Source organism: Paraurantiacibacter namhicola (assembly GCF_001687545.1).
GTDB lineage: Bacteria > Pseudomonadota > Alphaproteobacteria > Sphingomonadales > Sphingomonadaceae > Paraurantiacibacter > Paraurantiacibacter namhicola.
In genome coordinates, this window is the sequence record NZ_CP016545.1 from 581307 (window position 1) to 601204 (window position 19898).

18 protein-coding genes are annotated in these 19898 nt (G+C 67.8%); 5 read left to right on the forward strand and 13 right to left on the reverse strand.

Features of this window, described 5'->3' with window-relative positions; translation table 11 throughout:
• Positions 1-96: 96 nt before the first annotated feature.
• From A6F65_RS02855 to A6F65_RS02875, 5 genes are read left to right on the forward strand one after another with little or no spacing between them, the layout of a single operon-like run.
• On the forward strand, positions 97-399 hold the full coding sequence (locus A6F65_RS02855; RefSeq protein ID WP_067785769.1) for a hypothetical protein: 303 nt from the start codon (positions 97-99) through the stop codon (positions 397-399).
• Positions 400-432: 33 nt separating this feature from the next.
• Positions 433-1758: an O-antigen ligase family protein gene (locus tag A6F65_RS02860; protein WP_083989170.1), complete on the forward strand. Its 1326-nt coding sequence runs from the start codon at positions 433-435 to the stop codon at positions 1756-1758.
• 35 nt (positions 1759-1793) lie between these two features.
• Positions 1794-2462: a polysaccharide biosynthesis/export family protein gene (locus tag A6F65_RS02865; protein ID WP_169816991.1), complete on the forward strand. Its 669-nt coding sequence runs from the start codon at positions 1794-1796 to the stop codon at positions 2460-2462.
• 3 nt (positions 2463-2465) lie between these two features.
• The gene (locus A6F65_RS02870; protein WP_083989171.1) at positions 2466-4670 is read left to right on the forward strand and encodes a GumC family protein; all 2205 of its coding nucleotides are present in this window, start codon (positions 2466-2468) and stop codon (positions 4668-4670) included.
• A gap of 1 nt (position 4671) precedes the next feature.
• Entirely contained in the window at positions 4672-5784 is a 1113-nt protein-coding gene (locus tag A6F65_RS02875) for a hypothetical protein (RefSeq protein ID WP_067785778.1), read from the forward strand.
• Between the two features lie 3 nt (positions 5785-5787).
• On the opposite strand, the gene A6F65_RS02880 is transcribed toward A6F65_RS02875, so the two are convergent.
• The 13 genes from A6F65_RS02880 to A6F65_RS02940 all read right to left on the reverse strand — a co-directional run bounded on the left by A6F65_RS02880 (position 5788) and on the right by A6F65_RS02940 (position 19888).
• The gene (locus A6F65_RS02880; protein WP_067785781.1) at positions 5788-6351 is read right to left on the reverse strand and encodes an LbetaH domain-containing protein; all 564 of its coding nucleotides are present in this window, start codon (positions 6349-6351) and stop codon (positions 5788-5790) included.
• Positions 6348-7466, reverse strand: a complete 1119-nt coding sequence (locus A6F65_RS02885) for a glycosyltransferase (protein WP_067785784.1) — start codon at positions 7464-7466, stop codon at positions 6348-6350. Before A6F65_RS02885 ends, A6F65_RS02880 begins: the two co-directional genes overlap by 4 nt.
• Positions 7459-8892, reverse strand: a complete 1434-nt coding sequence (locus A6F65_RS02890) for a hypothetical protein (protein WP_067785787.1) — start codon at positions 8890-8892, stop codon at positions 7459-7461. Before A6F65_RS02890 ends, A6F65_RS02885 begins: the two co-directional genes overlap by 8 nt.
• A gap of 41 nt (positions 8893-8933) precedes the next feature.
• Positions 8934-10157, reverse strand: coding sequence for a glycosyltransferase (locus A6F65_RS02895; RefSeq protein ID WP_067785790.1), 1224 nt, complete (start codon positions 10155-10157; stop codon positions 8934-8936).
• A 63-nt stretch (positions 10158-10220) separates the two neighbouring features.
• A complete protein-coding gene (locus A6F65_RS02900; RefSeq protein ID WP_067785792.1) occupies positions 10221-12182 on the reverse strand; it encodes a hypothetical protein in 1962 nt (653 codons plus the stop codon).
• Positions 12179-12613 (reverse strand): hypothetical protein, encoded by a 435-nt coding sequence (locus A6F65_RS02905; protein WP_067785796.1) that lies wholly within the window; start codon positions 12611-12613, stop codon positions 12179-12181. Before A6F65_RS02905 ends, A6F65_RS02900 begins: the two co-directional genes overlap by 4 nt.
• Positions 12614-12707: 94 nt before the next feature.
• Positions 12708-13883 (reverse strand): glycosyltransferase, encoded by a 1176-nt coding sequence (locus A6F65_RS02910; RefSeq protein ID WP_067785799.1) that lies wholly within the window; start codon positions 13881-13883, stop codon positions 12708-12710.
• Positions 13880-14860, reverse strand: a complete 981-nt coding sequence (locus A6F65_RS02915) for a glycosyltransferase (RefSeq protein WP_067785802.1) — start codon at positions 14858-14860, stop codon at positions 13880-13882. The genes A6F65_RS02910 and A6F65_RS02915 overlap by 4 nt, the downstream gene beginning before the upstream one ends.
• On the reverse strand, positions 14857-16083 hold the full coding sequence (locus A6F65_RS02920) for a WcaI family glycosyltransferase (protein ID WP_067785804.1): 1227 nt from the start codon (positions 16081-16083) through the stop codon (positions 14857-14859). Before A6F65_RS02920 ends, A6F65_RS02915 begins: the two co-directional genes overlap by 4 nt.
• Entirely contained in the window at positions 16080-17024 is a 945-nt protein-coding gene (locus A6F65_RS02925; protein ID WP_067785807.1) for a GDP-L-fucose synthase family protein, read from the reverse strand. Before A6F65_RS02925 ends, A6F65_RS02920 begins: the two co-directional genes overlap by 4 nt.
• A complete protein-coding gene (gene gmd, locus A6F65_RS02930) occupies positions 17021-18082 on the reverse strand; it encodes a GDP-mannose 4,6-dehydratase (RefSeq protein ID WP_067785810.1) in 1062 nt (353 codons plus the stop codon). Before gmd ends, A6F65_RS02925 begins: the two co-directional genes overlap by 4 nt.
• Before the next feature lie 59 nt (positions 18083-18141).
• Positions 18142-19281 carry a nucleotidyltransferase domain-containing protein gene (locus tag A6F65_RS02935; RefSeq protein ID WP_067785813.1) on the reverse strand — a complete coding sequence of 380 codons (1140 nt, stop codon included), beginning with the start codon at positions 19279-19281 and terminating at the stop codon, positions 18142-18144.
• A gap of 13 nt (positions 19282-19294) precedes the next feature.
• Positions 19295-19888, reverse strand: coding sequence for an LptA/OstA family protein (locus tag A6F65_RS02940; protein ID WP_067785817.1), 594 nt, complete (start codon positions 19886-19888; stop codon positions 19295-19297).
• Positions 19889-19898 lie beyond the last annotated feature (10 nt).

The following is a 19898-nucleotide window of genomic DNA, read 5'->3' on the forward strand; positions in this document are numbered from 1 at the left end:
AAAACGCGATATGGCCCCGCATTGCAGGCCTATTGCGCGGGTTTGCGATATGCTAAGACGCGGCACGTAATGCCGAAAAGCATGAGGACGCGAACCATGAAACGGACCGGGATTGTCCTGTCCAGCCTGTCGGTGGCCCTTCTGGCCATGGCGCAGCCTGCCCTGGCGCAGGTTGCGGACACGCGTTCTGCCGATGCGATCCCGCAAACCGGCGCCAGCAATCCTTACATCCGCGAAGTGATCCGGGTGGAAGAAGGCGCTGCGGCCATCATCCCGCCGCCTTCGGTGGGCTTCCTGCCCTATCTCATCGGCCCGCTTCTGCTTGGCCTCGGCCTGGTCGCCCTTGGTGGCGGCGGTGGCGGCAGCGTCGGCTCTGGCGGGCCCGACAGCCCGGGTTGACCTGAGCGCCGCCGCGCGCGAGGCGTGTAGCGGATGGCGGATGCGGCTTACTCACCCCAGCGATATTCGGCGCGGTTCTTCGCGCTGTCGGCTTTTGTAGCAATAGCAGTCGTGCTTGGCGGCGGCGGCACGCCGGTGCCCCTGCCCGAACTCGCCGTGCAGGTTGCTGCACTGGTGCTGCTGGCTTCATGGCCTTTCCTTGCAAGCGGTGAACGCGGCTCGCCCGCAGACCCGGCCCTCTACTGGCTTGCCGCTGTGCTTGCCGCACCTCCCCTGCTCCAGCTGGTTCCACTGCCACCGTCCCTGTGGGAAGCTCTGCCAGGGCGCGCGCCCGCTGCCGCGTCGCTTGCTGCGGCGGGGCAGGCGGGCCAGTGGATGCCGATGAGCCTTACGCCGGCGCGCACGCTTGCCTATCTCCTTGCACTGCTCCCGCCGGTAATCGCCATGCTGCTCGCCTCCATGCTTGGCATACGCGAACGCCTGGCCATGCTTGGCGTGATCGCAGCGCTGGGGGTTGGCGCCGCGCTGTTTGCCCTGGCGGTGTGGCTGGGCGAATGGTCGCCCTATGGCGGCGGGCACAGGCAATGGGTGTCCGGCCTCAACGCCAACCGGAATGCGGCGGCGGACCTCTTCCTGCTGGCGCTGGCGGCCCTGGCTGCATGGTCGTGGAGACGCGAGGCCTCCGCCGCGCGCATTGCAATTCCGGCGGCCATTCTTGCGCTGGCAATCCTGCTGACCGGGTCGCGTACGGGGATCGCCCTGTTGGTGGCAGGCGCACTGGTCTTTGCGCTGCTGCGCTGGCGGCACCGCCTGCGCGCGCTTTTGGTTGCAGTGGGGGCGATAGCCGCCGGAGCGGCAGCAATGCTGGTATTTGCGCCGGGCCGCTTCGCTCCGGTCGCCGCGCGTTTCGATGCAACTGGCGATGCGCGCGCGGACCTGTGGCAGGACAGCTGGCACGCGGTCAGCCAGTTCTGGCCCATGGGATCGGGCCTTGGCAGCTTCCCCGTGGTCATCCAGGCGTCCGAACGCCTTTCCGCCGTGGACGAGAGCTGGCCCAACCGCGCGCATAACGAATATCTCGAGATAGCGCTGGAGGCGGGCCTTCCCGGCCTACTTGCCATCGCCATCGGCCTCGCGCTGGTGGCGCGGATCATCTGGCGAGCGATGAGCGACGATCGCATCGCGTCCGCCCTGCCGGCCTTCACGCTCGCGGCCTTCGGCATCATCGCCCTGCATTCCGTCGTAGATTATCCCCTGCGCGCCCTTTCGCTGGCTTGCCTCGCTGGGCTGGCCGTGGGACTAAGCGGCAATACCGGCAGGATTCCGCCGGAAAAGGCGTCTAAGCGGGACGGGACATGAACGGGTTGCCCACTTCCTTTGCACCTTTGAAGCGCATGGCCGCGCTCGCCTGCGCGCTGCTGCTGTGCGCCTGCCAGCAATCGCTCGAATCCACCCTGCCTGCTGGCGATGCCGCCTATGCGGCGGTTGCGGTGCCCGATGCCGGGCCGGTCGTCTATGCGCTGCAGGTCGGGGACCGGGTCGATGTGCGCGTGTTCCAGGAGGCGGACCTTTCGGTTGAAGATGTCGCTATCGACGAGACCGGGTCCATCACCCTGCCGCTGGTTGGCAGCATCCAGGCCGCAGGGCGCACCACGCAGGTTCTCGCGAAGGACGTGGAGCGGGCCTATGGCGCACGCTTCCTGCGCGATCCCTATGTCACCGTGGTGCTGCGCGCCGCCGTCGCCCGCACCGTTTCAGTGGAGGGCGAGGTCGAACGCCCCGGCGTCTACGCCATCCAGCCGGGGCAAACGCTGCTGACCGCCATGGCGCTATCCGGCAGCCCGACGGATACGGCGAAGCTGGACGAGGTGCTGATCTTCCGCACCGTGAACGGAGAGCGATTCGGCGGCCGCTTCGACATCAATGAAATCCGTTCGGGCCGCATGCCTGATCCTGCTCTTCTTCCCGGCGATGTGATCGTGGTGGGCTTCTCCGCCGCGCGCGGCCGCTACCAGGATTTCCTGCGCGCCGTGCCCATCCTCGGCATTTTCGGACGGTTCTGAGCGATGAACGACGCGCGCCCCGAATTCTCCTCCGGTCCGCAGGACTGGCGCGCCGCGCTGGGGCTGGGCAATGGCCGTGCCTTCGGCGGCCTGGGCGATACGCTGCGCTACCTGTTGTCGCTGCTGAAGCGGAACATCTGGCTGATCCTGACCATCATCGGTGCCACCATGTTGCTGGCGCTGGTGCTGACCATGCTGCAGACGCCGCAATATACCGCACGCGCCACGGTCGAGATCAACGAGCGGGCCGACGAGGTCCTGGGCGAAGAGCTGGACAGCGACGGGAACAACAGCGTGGAATGGGAAGTCGACCGCTATCTCAACACGCAACTGGAAATCCTGCGCAGCCGCGCGCTGGCGGAGCGGGTGGCTGACCGGCTGGACCTGGCGAGCGATCCCGCCTTCTTCCTGGCCATGGGTGCACCCGGCACGGCGGACCTGCCGGACGGCGCGCGCAAGCAGGCCGTGATCGGCATGCTGATGTCGGGCTTCTCGGTCGACCTGCCGCGCGAGACGCGCATCGCGCAGATCTTCTTCACCAGCAATGACCGTGAAATGTCGGCCCGGGTGACCAACGCCTATGCGCAGGAATTCATCCAGGCCAACCTGCAGCGCAAATATGATTCCAGCGCCTATGCCCGCCAGTTCGTGGCGGAGCAGCTGGACGAGGCGCGCCAGGCGCTGGAGGAATCGGAGCGCGAGCTGAACAGCTATGCCCGCGATGCCGGCCTGATCCGCGCCCGAAACCCGGACCGGACGCAGGGCGTGGATTCGGATTATGCCGGCAGCATCACCGCCTCCAGCCTGGTGCAGGCCAATCGCGCGGCCAATGATGCGCAGGCTGCCCGCGTGGCGGCAGAGGCGCGCTGGAATGCTGAGCGCAGCGCCCCGCTGATGGCTTCGCCCGCCGTACAGAACAGCGAGGTCGTGCAGCAGCTCGCCGCGCGCCGCGGTGCGGTGCAATCCGAGTTGCAGGCTGCGCGCGGTCGCTACCTGCCCGGCCACCCCACGCTCCAGCGGCTGGAAGCCGAGGCGGCAGGGCTGGATGCGCAGGTCGCACAGGCCGCGCGAGAGGCTCGCGGCGCGGTGCAGGCGCAATACCGCGCCGCCGTGGCGACCGAACGCCAGTTGCAGGGCCAGGTGCGCAGCCTGGAAGGGCGCACGCTGGCGGAGCAGGACCGCTCGGTGCGCTACAATGTGCTTGCGCGCGAGGCGGACACCAACCGGCAATTGTACGACGGGCTGCTGCAACGCTACCGCGAGCTGAACGCGGCGGCCGGCATCACGGCCAGCAACATCGCGGTGGTCGACCTGGCCCAGCCGCCGGGCGGGCCTTCCTCGCCGAACCTGACGATCAACTTGCTGCTGGGCCTGCTGGTCGGCATCGGTCTGGCTGGCACGATAGTGTTCCTGCGCGACCAGCTGGACGACCGGATCCGCGTGCCGGAAGACCTTGAAAGCAAGGTCGGCATGGGCCTGGTCGGCGTGATCCCACGGGCTGAGGCGGACGATCCCGTCGCCGCGCTCGAAAATGCGAAAAGCCCGGTCGCCGAAGCCTATAACGCGCTGCGCACCGCGCTGCTCTATTCCACTCGCGATGGGCTGCCGGGCGTATTGCTGGTGACCAGCGCGCAGCCGCTGGAGGGCAAATCGACCAGCAGCCTCGCGATTGCAAAGGGCTTTGCGCGGCTGGGCCGCAAGGTCCTGCTGGTCGATGCCGATCTCAGGCGCCCATCGCTGCACAAGCGGGCCGGGATCGCCAATGAAGCGGGGCTTTCCAGCGTGCTGGTGGGCGAGACTGCGCTGTCCGAAACGGTGGTTCAGGACAAGCAGGAGAACCTCTTCCTACTGCCATCCGGCCCGATCCCGCCAAGCCCGACGGAGCTGCTTTCCAGCCCGCGCATGGCCGCCATGCTGGAGCAGGGCGATGCGGAATACGACCTGGTGATCGTGGACAGCGCCCCCATCCTCGGCCTTGCCGATTCGCCCGAACTGGCGGCGCTGGCCGATGGTGTGCTGGTGGTCATCGAGGCAGACCGCGCACGCGGTGGGCAGCTGAAGGCGGCGCTGCGCCGCCTGCGCGATACGCGGCCCAATATCCTTGGCGCGGTGCTGACCAAGTTCGACCCGGCAAAGGCCGGAAACAGCTATTCGGCCTATTACGGCTATGATTACTATCGCTACGATCCGGAAACGGAAACGGCCTGAGATGGCTGGCGGCCGGCATCGCTGGCTCCCGGCCATTGGTGCAGTCCTGCTGGCCGTGCCGACGCTGGGCAGCGCGCTGGACCGGATTTCGGCGGATCACCCCACGATGGCGGGCCATGTCCCGGATATAATCGCCAGCGAGGCCATGCTGGCGCGCGGGCGGATGGCGGCGCTGGCGGACGATTACGCGAGGGCCGAGGCCCTTGCCGCGAAAGCCATTGCCAGCAGTCCCGCCGATCCGCGCATGCTCGGCCTGCTGGGGCAGGCGCGCTTGCAGGCCGGGGATGCGGACGGGGCGGAGGCGGCCTTCCGGGCCTCGGCGGCATTCGGATGGCGCGAGCCTGCGACGCAGGCCTATTGGTTGCAAGCCGCCCTTGGCGCCGGGGACTGGGCCAGCGCGGCGCTTCGCGCCGATGCGCTGCTGCGGGCCCGCGCGCCGCTGCGCAGCGACTTTGCCCTGCTCGCGCCCTTCGAAGCGACTGCCGAGGGGCGCGCGGCCTTCGCGCCGCTGGTGGCCGACGCTGCTCCGTGGACGGAGGCTTACCTTATGCCGGGCAATTCGGCCGATGCCGATGGCCTGCTGCGCCGCGCCGGAATGCTGTCGGCCGACGGGATTGCTCTGACAGACAGGTGCACCAAAACGGCGCCGCTCGTGATGAAACTGGCGGACCTTGGATACCAGTCGCAGGCGCGGTCCCTTGCAGGCGTATCCTGCGGGGAAGCAGCTTCCGGCGAGGGCCTTGTCGATTCGGATTTCCGGCAATTCGGGCAGGGTGAGGCTTCGCCCTTTGGCTGGCGCAAGGCACCGAGCGGGGATGTCAGCATTGGCCGCGCGGACGGTGCGCTGCGCGTGCGCAACCGGGCCTCCGCGCCGCGCCTCGTTGCATGGCAGCCGGTCATGCTGGAGGAGGGCGAGTACCGCGCGGTACTGAAGGGCGCGGACAGCGGGCGCTGGCGCATCTCGCTCGACTGCGACGGCCAGCCAGCCGCGCGCGCCCCGGCAAGGGGGCTGGCATTCTCTGTAAATGACTGCCCATCGCCAGCGCTGGGCCTGTGGCTGGAGCCGGGGGCTGGAGAGGCCGACCTCGCCGGGATTATCCTCGAGCGGGAATAGCGCTCAACGACGCTCCAGTTTCCGCGGCCCGATGGGTGCTGCCGGATTGCCGCGATAGATGGTCACCGGTTCCGCATCCTCGAACAGCGCGCCGCGTGCGCCCAGCACTGCTCCCTCCCCCATGGAGACGCCGGGTCCGACAAAGGCCTCTGCCGCGATCCAGCACTGGTCGGCGATCGTGATGGGGGAAAGCTGCAGCGCGAATGCCGGATCATGCGGCGAGTGCGTACTGGCGCACAGGCTGGCATCCTGGCTCACCACGCAATCATCGCCGATCGTGATGCGCCCCTGGTTGTAGAGCCGTACGCGCGGGCCGATGATGCAGCCGGAACCGATGGCAAGATTGCCCGGCAGCCAGATGCGCACGCTGGCATAGACGCGTGTGCCGGCCCCGATCTTGGCACCGAATGTCCGCAGCACCAGTCGCCGCCAGGAATGCAGGAAGGGCGGTGTGAAACGCGCCAGGCCAAGCCAGGCCAGCTGAAAAACCGCGCGCGCTATACGGTTGCCGAGCGTAAACTCTGCGCCGCGCGCCGCGGGGCGGAACCGGGCCTTGCCATCACTCACGCGCTTGTCTCCATCAAACCGGCATAGGCCGCCTGCCACTGGCGCGCGATAGTCTCGGCAGAAAAAGGCCCGGTAGCAAGGCCGGTCGCGGCGGCGGACATGCGCCGCCATTCCGCTTCGCCCAGCGCCAGCGCCGCGCCCAGCGATCGTGACAGGCCGTCCGGATTGGCGGGACAGGGCATTGCCGCGCCCGATGCGAAGCCTTCGGGAAGATTGCATTCCGGCGTCATCAGCATGGGCCTGCCATGCGCCCATGCCTCCAGCGCGGTCATTGGCAGGCCTTCACTCAGGCTGGGCAACACGAGGAAGCGTGCGCCGGCAATCGCAGCTGCCTTCTCCGCCCCGTGGACGGCCTCGATGAATTCGGCAGAAGGGCAGTCCGCGATGGCGGAGCGCAAAGCGTCCACATCCACATCTGCGCCCCACCCGGCGATCACCAGCCGTGCACCCTTCGGGCGCTCGGCGCGGCGCCAGGCTTCCACCATTCCCAGCACGTTTTTCTTTGGGTGAATTCGGCCAAGATAAAGCAGTGTGGGTGGCGGCACGTCGCCGCCGGATGGCTGCGCAGGCGGGGCAGCGTTGGCGATCACGATTTTTGCGGGGCGCCCGGTGGCATCCTCGATCTCGGCTGCTTCCTGCTGCGTCAGCGCGTGGAAGGCGGCGGCGCTTTGCCAGCTGCGCCGCTCGTAACCGATCTGCGCCAAGGCCTTGCGCACCCGGCTGCGCCCCCGGATCCACGGGGCCAGCATGCCGTGCGGGGAAATGACCAGCGGCCTGCCGCTTTCCTTTGCCCAGCTTCCGGCGGCGCGTGACGGATATTGCCAGATACCATGCAGGTGCAGGCAATCGAGCCGCGCGGCGCGCAACGAGGCGGCCAGCCCCGGCGCGTAACCGACCTGCCTCGGGCCGATCACGGGATGGGCGATCAGCGGGATTTCGCCAAAGCGCGCCGCATCCTGCGAAAGCTCGCTGTCCTGCAGGGTGAGCACAATGGGATGCGCTCCGAGCGAATGCAGCAGCCGCGCATGGCGCAGCACAGCCTCCGCCACGCCGCCGCCCGCGCGCGATGCACTGGCCGTCAGCAGGCCGATGCGCTTGCCTGTAATGTCACCCATCCAGCCGGCTTGCGAGTTTTCGCCTGCGCTGCGACGGGGTCATCCCGGCAAGCTCGTTGGGAATGGCACTGGCTGCGGACGGCGCGGCGAGATCGCCATTCACTAACCGCGCAAGATGGCGCAGGGGCGGGAAGTCCATCGCCCGGTACAGAACCCACATAAGGCCGATGGGAAAGAGGTAGAATATGCCGTCGCGCAGGGGGCTCAGCAGCAGCCCGTCGCGGAAGAACAGCACGCATTGCGGCAGGAACATGATGTAGGCCAGCACCGCGAACACGCTTTGCCGGCTGCGCACGAACCATTCGTAAGCCCGGCCCATCACCAGCCCCGCGAGGCCGCACCAGATGATGACTCCCAGCCAGCCAAGCTGCGTCCAGCCTTCGCCGGGCAGCGATGAGGTCATCCCCACCGGACGGCCCAGCTTCCCCCAGTCAAACATCGGGATCGGCGCGCCCTTCGGCTTGTCCTTCCACAACACGCGCGGCACGGGCTCAGTGAAGACCTGCAGGTTCTCCACGAAGTATCCGTAGGTCCCGGATTTCTCCGGCACGGTCAGCACCAGATATTCGAAGAATTCCATATTTGCCGTGTGCATGCCTTCCAGCATGCGCATGTCGTACCCGCTGCCGGTCAGCTCGATCCGGTCAGGCTCCAGGATCGATCGCACCAGCGTGCCGCGATACTCCCCCACCTGCACGAACAGCACGAGCACGATGGCGGCAGCCGGAAGCGTCACGGCCGAGGGCCAGCGCCTGCGGTTCTGCCACAGCCAGAGTAGCAGGAGCGCGATGCACAGCGCGATGAAGGGCCCGCGGATGCCGCTGCCGGCGCGCTGGACGATGAACAGGACTGACGGAATCAGCGACCACCAGACGAAGCGCATCCGCCATGCGAAGACGGCGCATAGCGGGACGAGCAGGAACTGCGCGGAAAGCACATAGCCATTGTGCCTGGTGTTATAGGCAATCCCGCTGGCGGCATCGCGCGCCATGCCCCAGCCAGGCGATCCCAGCACCTCGGTGGAGAAGTAATAGACCGAATAGAGGCCGATTGGCCCGAGGATGGCAACCGCGAGGAGGAAGGGCTTGTCCAGCAGCCGTTCCTGCACCGCGTGTTCGGGCCCGGACTTGAACGCCATGGGCGAGCGGGCGGAGGCCATGGTCGCTGTCATGAACGCGATCTTCCCCAGCATGCTGGCGGCGATGACAGTGGTCTTCACCTCGATCGAGGGGGTGAAGCCGAAAATCTCGTAAAGCCGGTCGTAACCGCGGTACCACGCGATGATCGGGCGGATGGTGAAAACGAAGCCGTGGAAGGCCAGATAGAAGGCGCCGGGATGGAACAGAGAGGCGTTGGGACGGCTGGCAAAAAGCGCGCAGAATCCCAGCCACACCAGCAGGTTCAGCCAGAGGATGAAATCATACATTGCGTGCCTTGCGCCTGCCCATCGCCGCGATCGGGCAGACGCTAGCCTGCAATGTCCAGGCTTTCCAGCGCGCGGTCCGCACCCTCGGCGTTGAAACCGGCGCGCAGGGCGAAGTTGCGATGCCGGTCCCTGACCTCGCGCGGGGCATTGCCGAGCATGATGAAGACGGCGTCTGCCAGCCGCTCCACGTCGCCCAGCGGGGCGCGGCTGCGCGAGACGGCGGACATGGCCGCCCAGTCGGCGCGGTCCATCGCTGCCAGTGCATCCGCGAGTGCCTGCACGTCATCTGCCGGCACGGTGAAACCGTTCTTCCCCTGCCGAACCAGCGCATCGCATGACCCGACATTATGGCTGGCGATGATCGGAAGGTCGCAGGCCAGCGCCTCGTTCACCACGAGACCCCATTGCTCCACTCTGCTGGGAAGGACGAATGCAAAGGCCGAGGCCAGCTGCCGCGCGACGTCCGGCGCCGAGAGGAAGCCGGTGAAGCTGACATGTCCGGCAATGCCGAGTTCGCTCGCCTGTCGTTCCAGGACGCCGCGTAATTCTCCGTCGCCTGCCAGCAATAGTGGCCGCGGGGCAGGTGCCGAGACCCGGTACTGCGCATAAGCGGACAGCAGCGTGTCGAGCCCCTTCTTGTCGACATAGCGGCCAACGAAGAGGAAAGGCGCATCCGCTGCCGGGACCGGCTGCGCTTCCTTGCCCAGACCAGCGGCGGCGCGCACGCGCGACGTGCCCACCGTGTCGTATCCCGGCGTGACGGGCCTGCCTGCAAAGCCCAGGCTGCGCATGTAATCGGCCTGCCTGCGCGCGCCGACGATGGCCCCGGCATAAGCGGAGAGGACAGCGCGCTTTGCCAGCTCGCGGACCGCACTGCGGGGCATGTCGTCGGCCTTGCTTTCGGTGAACAGGATGGCCGGGCGGCCCTGCGACTTCAGCAGCCAAGACAGGGCGATGGCCTCGGGCCGGTCGTAGCTGATGCCCATCAGCACGCAGTCGCAATCCTCCACTGCATCGCGCAGGGCGGCAAAGCGCCAGTACCAGCCGATGTCTTCAAGCCGGCCGGAAAACAGCGTGCGCTTCTGTGCGCCTGCAACCTCTCCGGATTTCTCCCAGCGATATTCGTCGCTGCCTGCGGCGAGTTCGACGGCCACCGTCTCTACGCCCGGAGCAAGGCGCTGCGCCACGGCTGCGCAGCGGTCCACATGATAGGCCGCAAATTGCGAGGCCAGTATGGCGATCTTGCGGATGGGGCGGCGGCTCATGCCTGAAAGCCATGCGCATATGCCCCGCCTAGGGCAAGGCTCGCATCGCCGCGGCGCGCTGGATCAGGCCGGGGCGGCCACCACATGCGCCAGGCGCCACAGCCCGTCTGCCTGCCGGTACTCCAGTTCCGCGAAATCGCCATAAGCGTGGAGCTCGACCGGCGCAGCCAGCGCCAGCCCTGCGGCGCCCGGCTCCAGCCGCAGCGTGCGCCCAGCATTGCCATTCCCGCGATAGATGCGCAGCCGTTGCCGGTCCGCAAATTGCGTTGCCGAAGCGATGCCCAGTGTGACTGTTCCGGCGGCATGGATGTTCACGCAGTGCGCTGTGCCGATGGGGTCGATATCGACATGGGCGGCCGCGCTGGTCGGATCGGGCGTGATGTCGCTGACGCGGCCTCCGCCCAGCCTGGCATTGGTTTCGATCCAGCGCGCCGGGGGCAGGCACAGCGGCTGCATCTGCATGCTGCCATATGGCGAGACGTAGCTGGCCGCGCGCGCATCGCCGCAGGACAGGGTCACGCTGCCAAGATCGTAGAAGCCCTTGAAGCGGAAGATGCTGCCAAAGGCGCGCCCGGCATCGGCGGCGGCCTGCGTGGACTTGGCGCTGGCCACGCGGACCGAAACGTTTTCCGCCGCGCGGGCGACGAAACCGTTCGTCCCCGGCAGCTCGGCCAGTTCGTTCGCCCCGGTCAGCGTCACGAGCGCATGGCCACCCACGCGGTCGGCCCAGCCGGTGATGTCGAGGTCGATATCGGTGCGCATGTTCTGGCCCAGCGCGGGCAGGATCAGCTGCGTGTCGATGGCCGTGATGCGCCCGCGCACCCAGCAGCCGAGGTAGAATGTGTCCACGCCGTCGAAGGTGCAATCGTCCAGCTGCACGAAGGGTGCGTGCCGCGCAGCATCGCGTGTGGCAAAGGTGTAGCTGTGCTGGAAGCCGGGTACCGGTCCGCCCCACAGCGAGCTGGTGACACTGTCGTAGAATTCGCAGCCGCCGAAGACGGAGCGCTTGCCGCCGATGCCTTCGATTGCCTGGTAGGCATCGCCGAAGCGGCAGTGGCGGGCGTCCACCCCGCCGATCCCGCCCGGGTTCATTGCATCGGCATTCGTATGGTGGAAATGGCAGTCGCGCAGGACAATGTCCTCCGGACCCTCGCCGCCAATGTAGAACAGTTCGCCCTTGAAGCCGGAGATTTCGACGCCGCGCAGCTCCAGCCGCCCGACGAACACATCCTGCAGCCACAGGCCCTTGTCGGTCACGTCCCATCCGTCGCCGGTCTGCGGATCGGCGGGGAAGCCGTAATTGCCCGTTCGCGCCCGGCCGCCGGCAAGATGGACGTGGTCGATCAGCAGGGTCTCTATGGAGAGCGGGTCCCGCCGCGCGGTGTCCCCCTGGATGAACAGGCCGCCGCCGCGCCAGACGCGTGTGGGTGCAGGGTCGCTGGCGGAGGCCTTCACCAGCTCCCAGCCGGTTTCCAGCGATCCGCCGTCATGTGCGCGGAAGGACAGTGTCGTGTCACCGATGGTGGAGACGAGCGAGACGGTGGCGCTGGCCACCAGCGCCTTGCCATCGCGCGGATCGCCGGAGTCCATCGGCGTGAGGCGGCGCGGGGTCCAGATGGAATAGCGGCGCTGGTGGAATTGCACCGTGCCGATGCCGGTCGCCGCTGCGTAATCGAGCGCCGCCTGCACGGCCTCGCGGTCGTCCACGCCGTCGCCCCGTGCTGCGTCACCCCTTGCACCGCCCTGCTCCACGCAAATCGCACCATTTACCGGTGCGAGGCGCAGGATCGTGCCGCTGCGGGTGCGCATGCAGAAGCGCGGATGGGCGAGGAGCAGCGCCTCATCGGCCAGCGCATCCGCGACATACTGCCCGCCTCCAAGCCCGGGCGCGTGGTGCCCTGCGGTCTGCACGAGGGCCACACCAGCCGGCAGCGCGGCTGTCGCGATATCCGCAAGGCGGGCGAGCATGGCGGGAGCGGCGGCCTGCACAGCGAGGCCGCGTGCGGTAAAATCGGGCCCGATCATTGCGCGATCCGGTATGCCAGCGTCCCGCTGTCGATCGTGACCGCGAGGAAGAGCTGCGCGCCCGCCTCGCTCTCGGTCCAGACAGGCTCGCAGGCATTGGCCGAAAACTCGCCCCAAGGCTGGCCCGCCACGGTCACGCCGTGCACCGTTGCGCCATCATCCATGCTTCGCTGGAGCTGCACGCGCCCCTGCCAGCTGCCGGACAGCGTCAACATCACCGGCAGGCCGGGCTGCGGGGAGAATGGCCCCGCGAGCATGGTGGCCGAGGTCTCCCCTGTCAGCGCAGGCGCGCCGTCGGCTTCGAAGCGTAGGTGCACGGGCAGCGGCGCATCGCGTTTCACCAGCGTCAGGTCACCTTCGGCATCGGAATAGCCGAGGGCAAAGGCCGGGGCGTAACCGGCCGGAATAGAGATCGGATGCGGGTCTGCCATGCTGGCCTCCTCATTGCTGCGCGAATCAGGCGGCAGCGCATCGGGGGCCTTGGGGGCTGTAGGAAAACGGTTTCTGGCGGAAGGATGGCGCGCGCTAGATGCCGCGGCGCGCCTTTACCTCTCGGGCGACCTCCAGCAGCAGGTCGATATTGCGCTGCCAGGACAGGGTTTCGCGGAAGCGGGCGAAAGATGGCGCAAATTCGGCGCGGCTGCGCTGCGCCGTATGCTGGATGGCCTCGGCCAGCGCCGCCGGATCGCCGGGCGGCACGATGCTGCCGATGCCGAAGGTGCCGATGGCCTCCACAAGCGGGCCTTCCCCGCCCGATGCGACGACCGGCAGGCCGTAATGCGCCGCGATATGCAGCACGCCGCTGGCGGAGCGGAAGTCCGCGCCATAAGGCAGGAGGCAGATATCGGCAGCGCGGAACATCTTCGCGATCTCGGCCTCCTCGATGAACCGGTCGATGATGTGCAACCGCTCCGCCACGCCCAGCGCCTGTGCAATGTCACGGTAATGGCTGGCGGGACGCTGGCTGGCATTGGCCAGCCCGCCCGCGATCAGCAGGTGCGCGCCCGGCATATGAGCCAGCGCCTGCACGGCGACGTCCAGCCGCTTGCTGTCCCTGATATGGCCGAAGGCGAGCGCCAGCGTCTCTGCGTCCGCGGCGCCGATCGATGCGCGAAACTCCCGTGCCCCGCCCGCATCGCAATCGCCCAGATCGTCGAAGGACCCGAATGGCGCGCTGCGGACGATCATTCGCTCCGGCAGATATGGCTCGCCATCGCGCGAGGCATATTCCAGCCCTCCATCGATCATTGCATAGCCCAGGCGCAGGTTTGCCATGCGGCCCGCGGGCAGCTCGGCCGGATAGCGATGGTCGTGGAAGTTCGCGAGATAGATCTGGCCCGCCCGGTGCAGCGCAATGTGGGGCGCGCTCCACAAGGCGGCGCGGTATTCGGCATTGGCGGACAACAGCACGAAATCGGGCCGCGTGCGCCCGATACGCACTGCAAGCGCCAGCCTGTTGCGAACGTCGGCCGCCGCCCGGCCAAGCCTGGCCATGATGCCGGGACCTTCCGGCCCGGCGGCAAGGCTGCGATCCTGCCTGTAGGGTTCGCCGGCAGCCGGTTTCACGAAATCGGGCCGGCACAGCAGGGTCACGTCGATAGCGCGGCCAGCCAGCTCGCGCGCCTGATAATGGACGTGTTCGGCCAGCCCGCCATGCGCTTCCGGGCAGAAGATCAGGACGCTACGGGGCCATCCCGTCATGCCAGCAGGTCCCGTATCATGCTGCCCAGCCCGCCCTTGCGATAGGCGCCCGAAGCGGCCGCACGCGCGATGTGGAAGGGGCGCCGCAGCGCAGGCTCGGAGATTGCTTGCAGCCGCAGCGACGCGGCGCGCTCGTCCTTCCAAAGGCTCTCCATCCCGGCGCCGTATCGCGCGCCTCCGATCTCGCTCTCGAGTTCGGATCGCAGGCCGCTGCCAAGCTCCAGCATGGCGCAAAGCTGGAGTTCTTCCGCTTCCAGCCTGCCCCGGATCGGCTCCCTGCGGGCGCGCGAAAGCCGGTCCGCAAAGGGGGAGAGCCGCGATGCCTGTGCGGTCTGGCTGATCCAGCCCTGCGACACATTATCTCTGTGACGCCGGTAATCGACCAGCGTGTCGTCCGTCCAATTTGCCAGACCGAAGTGGGCGGCGAACCCGGGCAGCCATGCATCGTGCTCGCGCATCGCGAAGGGCTGCATGGCGAAGGCGGGCTGCAGCCGGGCGTCGAAGGCCATGCAGCATCCGGCCACCAGCGCCTGCGTGCCCTCTCCCGCGGCGCGCGCCTGCCCGGACAGGGTCAGGCCGGTGTCCTCCCCCTCGCTGTCCACGATCCGCGCATCGTGCACCGCCACCCAGGGTGCAGGTTTGGCGGCAAAGGCGCGCGACAGGCTAGCCAGCTTGTCTGCGCGCCAGATGTCGTCCTGGTCGCAAAAGGCGATCACATCCCCCCTGCAAGCCGCGGCGATCCGCGCGAAGTTTGCGCTCGGTCCGCTCGGCCCGGCCCCGTCCAGCAGCCGGACGGGGATGTCGCTGATGGCAGAAAAGCTGGCGATGATGGCCAGCGTTTCGTCGCGCGAACCGTCGTCCCCGATCACGATCTCGAATGGCGGATGGCTTTGCGCCGCCAAGCTCTGCAGCTGCGCGGCCAGAAATCTCGCGCCGTTGAAAGTGGCGAGCGCAATGGAGATGCGCATGGCGGTCATCCCGCCGCAAGCGCATGCAGCTCGCTGCGCCACTGCTCGATGATGGCCTTTTTCTGCCAGCGCTCGGCCGCACGCTCGCCCGCCGCCTTGCCGAGGCGAGCTCGTTTGGCCGGATCGTCCGCCAATTCCGCAATCGCGCCCGCCATCGCGGCGGCATCGCCCGGCGGGGTCAGGATGCCGCAGCCCTGCACCTCGTCATGCAGGCCGGTTCCCGGCGCAGCGGAGGCGATGACGGGGCGTTCGGACAGGAGGATATTCGTCAGCTTGGATGGTAGGACCAGGTCAGCTGCCTGCGGGTGCTGGGGCAGCAGGTGCATGTCCGCCATCGCCAGCAGGCTGGCCATGCGCTGCGCCGGCTGGGGCGGGTGGAAATGCAAATTGGGCAGGCCTTCGCCCATCGCCTGCAGCCGCTCGCGCTGCGATCCCTCGCCGCAGATCACGATGGCGATGTCCGGGCGATCTGCCAGCATCTGCGCCGCCTCGATTGGCAGTTCCAGCCCCTGCTTGTTGGCGATATTGCCGGCGTAGAGCGCAACCGTCTTGCCCTGCAGGCCCAATTCCGCGCGCATGGTATCGCCATCTGCATACTGCGGGCCGAAGCCAGGCTCCGCCCAATTGCGCAGTTCGCGGATCTTGCCGGGATCGACCTGCTTCGCGCGCAGCTTGGCGACCATCTTGGGGCCGATTGTGGACACGATATCGGCCCGCTGGAGCAGCGAGGATTCAAAATTTCGCGCCTTCACCGCGACCTGTCCATATTCGCTCAGCAGGCCGAGCGCGAAGGCAGCATCGATCTCGAAATCCTGCACATGCACCCACAGTTTCGCCCCGGCCATGCGCGCGGCGAGCGCCGCGACGGGGATCGAGAACAGCGAGGGCGCTATGCAGAGCACCACGTCCGGCCGCCAGCGCATCGCCCGCGCCAGCATGGGCGGTACGGCGCTGGCCGCAAAGGACATGTGGTGGACGATCCGGCGCTTCCCGCCCGGATGGCGCGGGACGTAAAGCGGCGCGCGCAGGATCTCCACGCCGCCGGCATCCTCCGTCTCGTAATCGAACTGCCTGTAGCCTTCGGGCAGCTTCCATGCCGGGTAATAGGGCTTACCCGTGACGATCTTCACCTCGTCACCGCCCGCCGCGAGCGCCTCCAGCAGGCCGCTGGTATAAGGGCCGATGCCGATCAGTTCGGGCGCGTAATTGATACCGAGGGCCAGGAGCTTCACGAGAGGCCGCGCCCCTCACCCGCCAGGAAGGCGCGGTAAGCATCGGCTATGCCCTCGCGCAGCGAAATGGACGGCTGCCAGCCCATCGCGGAAAGCCTGCTGCTGTCGAGCAGCTTGCGCGGGGCGCCATCGGGCTTCCCGCTGTCGAAGGAGAGTGCCCCTTCGAAACCGACGATTTCGGCCACCGTGCGGGCGAGTTCGGCGATGCTCGTTTCCTCGCCGCTGCCGACATTGACCTGCTCCGCCGCGTCATAACCGCGCAGCAGGAAGACGAGCGCGTCCGCTAGGTCGTCGACATGCAGGAATTCGCGCAAGGGCTTCCCACTTCCCCAGACAGTCAGGCGCTGGTCGCCCGCCAGCTTCGCCTCGTGAGCCTTGCGGATGAGCGCGGGCAGGACGTGGCTGGCGGCAAGGTCGTAATTGTCGCCCGGCCCGTAAAGGTTCGTCGGCATGGCGGAGATGTAGCTGCGGCCATGCTGCGCGCGGTAAGCCTGGCACAGCTTTATCCCGGCGATCTTCGCAATCGCATACCATTCGTTCGTCGGCTCCAGCGGGCCGGTCAACAGGGCATCTTCGGCCATCGGCTGGTCGGCAAGGCGCGGGTAGATGCAGGAGGAGCCGAGGAACAGCAGCCGGCCAATATCGGCGCGGTGTGCACCTTCCACCAAATTCGCCGCGATGGCGAGATTGTCGTACAGGAAGTCCGCCGGGCAGCTGTCATTGGCGAGGATACCGCCCACTTTCGCGGCGGCGACGATGACCGCGTCGGGTTTCTCGGAGGCGAGCCAGTCGCGCACAGGGGCCTGTTCGCGCAGGTCGAGGCTGCGCGGCGCGGCCAGGACCGCACAGTCCTCTTGCGAGAGGCGGCGAAGCATGGCCTGCCCCACCATGCCGCGATCGCCCGCGACATAGATCCTCTTGCCTTCCAGCGCCCAGTTCATGTCGGCTGGCGCAGCGCGGCAAGGTCGGCCTCGACCATTTCGCGGGCCAGTTCGCGGGCGGTGGTCGCAGGCTCCCAGCCAAGCTTCTCGCGCGCCTTGGCCGGGTTGCCGAGCAGTGTTTCGACCTCGGCCGGGCGCAGGTAACGCTCGTCGATCCGCACCAGGATGCGCCCGTCGGCTTCGCTGATGCCGACTTCGCCTGCGCCTTCGCCCTCGAAGCGGATCGGCAATCCCGCATCGGCAAAGGCCCAGCCCGCAAATTCGCGAACCGTGTGAGAGACGCCTGTCGCCAGCACGTAATCATCCGGCACGTCCTGCTGCAGCATGGCCCACATGCCCTTCACGAAATCGGCCGCATGGCCCCAGTCGCGGCGGGCATCGAGGTTGCCGAGGTAAAGCGTGTCCTGCCGCCCATGCGCGATGGCGGCTGCGGCGCGGGTGATCTTTCGGGTCACAAAGGTTTCGCCGCGCACCGGGCTTTCATGGTTGAACAGGATGCCGCTGGACGCGTGCATGCCGTAGGCTTCGCGGTAATTCACCGTGATCCAGTGGGCATAGAGCTTTGCCACGCCGTAAGGGCTGCGCGGATGGAAGGGCGTGTCTTCGTCCTGCGGGGTCTGGCGGACCTTGCCGAACATTTCCGACGTGCTGGCCTGGTAGAAGCGCGTGTGGTCCTGCAGGCCCAGGATGCGGATCGCCTCCAGCAAGCGCAGCGTGCCCATCGCATCGGCATTCGCGGTGTATTCCGGCGTCTCGAAACTCACCTGCACATGGCTTTGCGCGCCAAGGTTGTAGACCTCGTGCGGGCGCACATCCTGCATCACGCGGATGATGTTGGTCGCATCGGTCAAATCGCCGTAATGCAGCACCAGCCGCGGGTCCGGATCGTGCGGATCCTGGTAGATGTCCTCGATCCGGCCGGTGTTGAAACTGGAGGAACGGCGCTTCAGTCCGTGGACCTCATAGCCCTTCGCCAGCAGCAGCCGGGCAAGGTAGGCACCGTCCTGCCCGGTGACGCCGGTGATCAGCGCGCGCTTCGCGACATTGCTTTGTGTCATGGCCGGGCCCTTGCACGCATCGCGTGACCTTACGGTATCAGGGGCCCCCGGCGAAGGGCCTATCCCGCACTATCCAGCCATTTCCCCAAACGCTTCATCGCAGATGCGCGCCTGCGCAGCGCAGGATTGGCCAGATCGCCGATCGTGCGGCGGACGCGGCTGGCCAGCCATGATGCCAGCCCCTGCCTGCGCGCGCGGGCAAGACGCTCGCCGATACCGCCCGATCCCTTCACCCCGCCTGCCATCAGCGCTGCGCCGGATCGCTCTCCCAGTGGCTGCAGCAATAGCGATGGCGCGTCGGACAGGATTTCCGGCGCGACCTCCAGCGTGCAGCCCGATTTCTCCAGCAGTCCCGGCGCCCGCGAGCGGTCTGCCAGCGTCAGCATCAGGGCAAGGCCGGGCGCCCAGCCGCCGCTGTGCGCATCGGCCCACACCTCCGGCCAGTCGAGATCCCCGGATGCCGCCAGCACGGCCATGTCGATCAGGGCGAGGGGCCCGCCGTCGAGCCAGTTGGAATAGGCTGCATGCACCGTGATGTGGGCCAGCATGTCGCGCGGGGCGGGGCAGGGGACCGTATCTGCGGCGCATTGTACCCGGCCGGACAGGATGCGCTCATCGATCCGCGGCGGCATGGGATGGCCGACAGCCGCCGCGTCTTCCCAGCAATGCAGGTGCAGTTCCACGATCGTGCCGCCGGGGGCCAGCAGGCCGGGCAGATGCTTTGGAGCGCGCGCCGGATCGGCGGGCGTGCCCGGCTCCTCCTGCGCGAAACCTGAAGCGCGCAGCGCGTGCCAGCCCTCTTCCGCCCGGTCGGCGGCGACGAGAATGTCGATGTCGCGATTGGGCCTGAGCGCCGGATCCGGATAGGCCTGCCAAGCAAGGCAGCTGCCCTTCAGGCAAACGCTATCGAGCCCGGCCTGCCCCAGCACGTCCACGGCCAGCAGGAGGTCGCGCCGCTGGGCCAGGGCCGTCAGGGCGGATTGGCGGTAAGCCGCCGCCCATTCCTCCCGGACCATCTGCGGGATCGGCGCATCGGCGCCCCGTTCGGCATGGAGCAGCGGCATCAGGCGATGCTCGCGCGCCATGGCCTGCAGGTCCTGCCACTGGTCGCCGGTTAGCGGACTGGCCGATAAGTCCGGACGCAGCAGCGCCAGCAGCGCGCGCTGGGTCATGTCGGAATGGCCGGACCTGTCGATCACGGCGCGACCTGCCTCAGCTGTCGGGGACGGCGAAACTGCCGCTGACCCGGCCATTGCCGCCCGTGCCTGTCGGACCCGGATCGGAGGATGCCGCGCCCTGGCCGTCCACGCTGGAAAGGCCGGACTTCAGGTCGATGACCAGGCGTCCGCCGTTCAGCGTATCGCCGCCGCGGCGCAGCGCCACGCCGCCCGAAAGCACGATGACGCGGCGATTGAAGTCATAAACCGCCGCATTGCCGCTGGCGCGCTCGTTCCCGCGCGTCACGGTGACGCCGCCGACCGCGTCGATGCGCTGGATCTGCAAGCCGTTGGTGTCGGTATAGGCCACGGTCATGCGGCTGGCGGTGAGGCGCAGATCGCCCTGCGTAATCACGACGCCGCCGGACAGGACCACGCGGTTCTGCCGATCCTGCAGCTCGATCCGGTCGGCGGCGTAATTGACCGGCTGGTTGGAATTGAACCCGGCGATGCTCTGTGCGCCCGCAATGCCGCCAAAGGCCAGCGTGGCCGCGCAGCTGGCGAGGAAGCCTGCACCCAGGCCGCCCAGCGCGAGCTGGCGAAGCGAGCGGCGCGGCGGGGTTTGCGGGGCTATGGTCTGTCTCGTCATCGTCTTGTCC

Bases quoted from the DNA above. Each gene is read 5' to 3' on its own strand.
- A6F65_RS02855 (WP_067785769.1), top strand. From the start codon at position 97: ATGAAACGGACCGGGATTGTCCTGTCCAGCCTGTCGGTGGCCCTTCTG.
- A6F65_RS02860 (WP_083989170.1), top strand. From the start codon at position 433: ATGGCGGATGCGGCTTACTCACCCCAGCGATATTCGGCGCGGTTCTTC.
- A6F65_RS02865 (WP_169816991.1), top strand. From the start codon at position 1,794: ATGGCCGCGCTCGCCTGCGCGCTGCTGCTGTGCGCCTGCCAGCAATCG.
- A6F65_RS02870 (WP_083989171.1), top strand. From the start codon at position 2,466: ATGAACGACGCGCGCCCCGAATTCTCCTCCGGTCCGCAGGACTGGCGC.
- A6F65_RS02875 (WP_067785778.1), top strand. From the start codon at position 4,672: ATGGCTGGCGGCCGGCATCGCTGGCTCCCGGCCATTGGTGCAGTCCTG.
- A6F65_RS02885 (WP_067785784.1), bottom strand. From the start codon at position 7,466: ATGGGTGACATTACAGGCAAGCGCATCGGCCTGCTGACGGCCAGTGCA.
- A6F65_RS02890 (WP_067785787.1), bottom strand. From the start codon at position 8,892: ATGTATGATTTCATCCTCTGGCTGAACCTGCTGGTGTGGCTGGGATTC.
- A6F65_RS02895 (WP_067785790.1), bottom strand. From the start codon at position 10,157: ATGAGCCGCCGCCCCATCCGCAAGATCGCCATACTGGCCTCGCAATTT.
- A6F65_RS02900 (WP_067785792.1), bottom strand. From the start codon at position 12,182: ATGATCGGGCCCGATTTTACCGCACGCGGCCTCGCTGTGCAGGCCGCC.
- A6F65_RS02905 (WP_067785796.1), bottom strand. From the start codon at position 12,613: ATGGCAGACCCGCATCCGATCTCTATTCCGGCCGGTTACGCCCCGGCC.
- A6F65_RS02910 (WP_067785799.1), bottom strand. From the start codon at position 13,883: ATGACGGGATGGCCCCGTAGCGTCCTGATCTTCTGCCCGGAAGCGCAT.
- A6F65_RS02915 (WP_067785802.1), bottom strand. From the start codon at position 14,860: ATGACCGCCATGCGCATCTCCATTGCGCTCGCCACTTTCAACGGCGCG.
- A6F65_RS02925 (WP_067785807.1), bottom strand. From the start codon at position 17,024: ATGAACTGGGCGCTGGAAGGCAAGAGGATCTATGTCGCGGGCGATCGC.
- gmd (WP_067785810.1), bottom strand. From the start codon at position 18,082: ATGACACAAAGCAATGTCGCGAAGCGCGCGCTGATCACCGGCGTCACC.
- A6F65_RS02940 (WP_067785817.1), bottom strand. From the start codon at position 19,888: ATGACGAGACAGACCATAGCCCCGCAAACCCCGCCGCGCCGCTCGCTT.